Origin of the sequence: Trichococcus sp. (genome assembly GCF_049589555.1) — a bacterium.
GTDB lineage: Bacteria > Bacillota > Bacilli > Lactobacillales > Aerococcaceae > Trichococcus.
Map to the genome: position 1 here is coordinate 1 of NZ_JBAWAZ010000203.1, position 2,326 is coordinate 2,326.

3 protein-coding genes and 2 riboswitches are annotated in these 2,326 nt (G+C 47.4%); all 3 genes read left to right on the forward strand.

Annotated elements, in window-relative coordinates; translation table 11 throughout:
- The coding region (locus tag WBV27_RS07705; protein ID WP_424200888.1) for a zinc-binding dehydrogenase at positions 1-361 on the forward strand (361 nt) is incomplete at its 5' end.
- Between the two features lie 36 nt (positions 362-397).
- Positions 398-500, forward strand: a riboswitch (TPP riboswitch).
- Between the two features lie 62 nt (positions 501-562).
- Positions 563-664: riboswitch (TPP riboswitch) on the forward strand.
- A gap of 132 nt (positions 665-796) precedes the next feature.
- Positions 797-1,288 (forward strand): energy coupling factor transporter S component ThiW, encoded by a 492-nt coding sequence (gene thiW / locus WBV27_RS07710; RefSeq protein WP_424200890.1) that lies wholly within the window; start codon positions 797-799, stop codon positions 1,286-1,288.
- A gap of 217 nt (positions 1,289-1,505) precedes the next feature.
- Positions 1,506-2,321: a MurR/RpiR family transcriptional regulator gene (locus tag WBV27_RS07715; protein WP_424200892.1), complete on the forward strand. Its 816-nt coding sequence runs from the start codon at positions 1,506-1,508 to the stop codon at positions 2,319-2,321.
- Positions 2,322-2,326: the final 5 nt, after the last annotated feature.

Here is a 2,326-nt window from a genome sequence, read left to right on the forward strand (position 1 = left end):
CAAGATTCTTGAATTGATCGGGCCTGCGACAATCAAGGACAGCCTTTCCCATATCAACGAAGGCGGCATCGTCTGCAGCACCGGTCAACTGGGTGGGAAATGGTTTCTGGAGGATTTCGATCCCATCCTGGAATTGAAGCACAACAGCTATTTGACCACTTTCCATTCAAGTGAAGTCTCGGGCGAAAAGCTGAATGAACTGCTGGCTTACATCGAGGGGAAAGGCATTGCGGTGGAGCCCGAGCGAGTCTTCACGCTCGAAGCGGTTGCCCAAGCTCATGCCTTTTTGCAGAGCCAGGACAGTTTCGGAAAAGTCATCGTGTTGGATTCGAGTGCTGAGGGAGAACGAACTTCAGAATAGGGTTGCGTTTCCGCAGGTTATTGGTTAAAATTGAATGAGAAACACTGGGGGTGCGCTATTGCGCTGAGACCGACATTGCCGGAACTCTTTGTACCTGATCTAGTTCATACTAGCGGAGGGAATGTGGCGTTTGACTATTCGCATAATAGACATCAAAACGTTATATTTTCTGATTTTCGTATCAGATCATATAGCGTTTTTTATTTTCAGTAGGGGTGCGCTATTGCGCTGAGACCGGCATTGCCGGAACCCTTCAAACCTGATCCAGTTCGTACTGGCGGAGGGAACTGAGCTTGGTCTGGAATCCGTACGTATATCCAAGACATCTCAGGGGAGGTGTCTTTTTATTTTCGTTAAAATCAGGGAGAAGGGGGAAACAGTTAGGAAAGAGCAGGATGCAAAAGGAATAAGTCAAACTGAAAAGGGGAAAATATTATGAACACAAAGAAATTAGTCACCACTGCCTTGATCATCGCCATGGGGGTGGTCAGCAACAGCATCTTCGTCATCCCGATCGGCATTGCAAAAGTAGCACCGATGCAGCATCTGCTGAATGTACTGACCGCTGTCTGGTTAGGACCCGGATACGCCGTCCTGCAGGCATTCGGCGTTTCCGTGCTGCGCAACTTGTTGGGAACGGGAACCATATTTGCCTTTCCTGGCAGCATAATCGGGGCTGTTTGCGCAGGTATGTTTTATGCCAGAACGCAAAAGATCGGTTACGCGGCACTGGGTGAATGGATAGGCACCGGAATTCTGGGCTCGTTGGTGAGTACTTTGCTGGCGCAGCTCTTTATGGGCATGGAAGCCGCATTGATGCTCTTTTTGCCGAGCTTCGCAATCAGCTCCGCCATCGGAGCGGGGATGGCTTATTTCATCATCCTGGAAATGGGAAAAAGAAGCGTGTTGGACCGCAACAAAATCTAAAGCAGCTGCTTATCAAGGAAGCCGTTCTCGGAAGAGGGCGGCTTTCTGTTGTCTAAAAGTGTCTCCAATAGAAACAACGAAGAAAATAATTTTCATAAAATAATAATTGAAAAAACTATTTTCATGTGTTATTCTATCAGCGAAGGGGAAAAGGCGAAGTCAAGAAATGCGGAGCGCGCTTTTGGCGGTTGCGCAAAACAGGAGGAGGCAACGAAAAATGACAATCATCGAAGAGATCCAAAACCAATATTCCGCTTTTTCCGGGAACGAGAAAAAAATCGCGGATTACATTCTGCAGAACAAAGCATCCATCAAAAATATGAACATCAAGGATTTGGCGGCGAAAGTGGATACCTCGACGTCCAGCATCACACGGTTCTGTAAACGGATCAACATCGATGGGTTTGTGGATATGAAGATTGCACTGCGATCATTGGCGAGCTATCAGCCGTCGAAAGAAATGCCGACCGTCTATGATGATATTTATGGCTATTATACGCAAGTCATCGATGAAACCAATCAGATGATTGAGGATCGGGCAATCGAAACGGTTGTCGATTGGATCAAAAACGCAAACAAAACAGTCATCTACGGCATCGGCAGTTCCGGGTTCACGGCCGCTGAATTGGCGCAACGCTTGATCCGGATGGGTCTGAATGCCACGGGGGTTACGGATTCCCATCTGATGATCATCAACAGCTCGATCATCAAACAGGATGAATTGGTGATCGCCATCTCCAATTCAGGCGAAACGCCGGAATTGATTGCGTCACTGGAGATCGCGAAGAAGAAAAAAGCGAAGATCATCGCCCTGACGAGCTTCAAAAACAGTTCGCTGACGAAACTGGCGGACGTCACTTGCTTCGGTTACCACTCGCGTTTCGTCAACAACACGGTGTTCGTCAACACACAGTTCGGGATGATGTATCTGATCGATGTGATTTCGACCTTCCTAGTGCAGGATGAGAATTTCAAATACAACATGGATCTGACGAGAAAAAATGTGCAAGGTTATTCGAAAAAATCGGAATAGTGGGA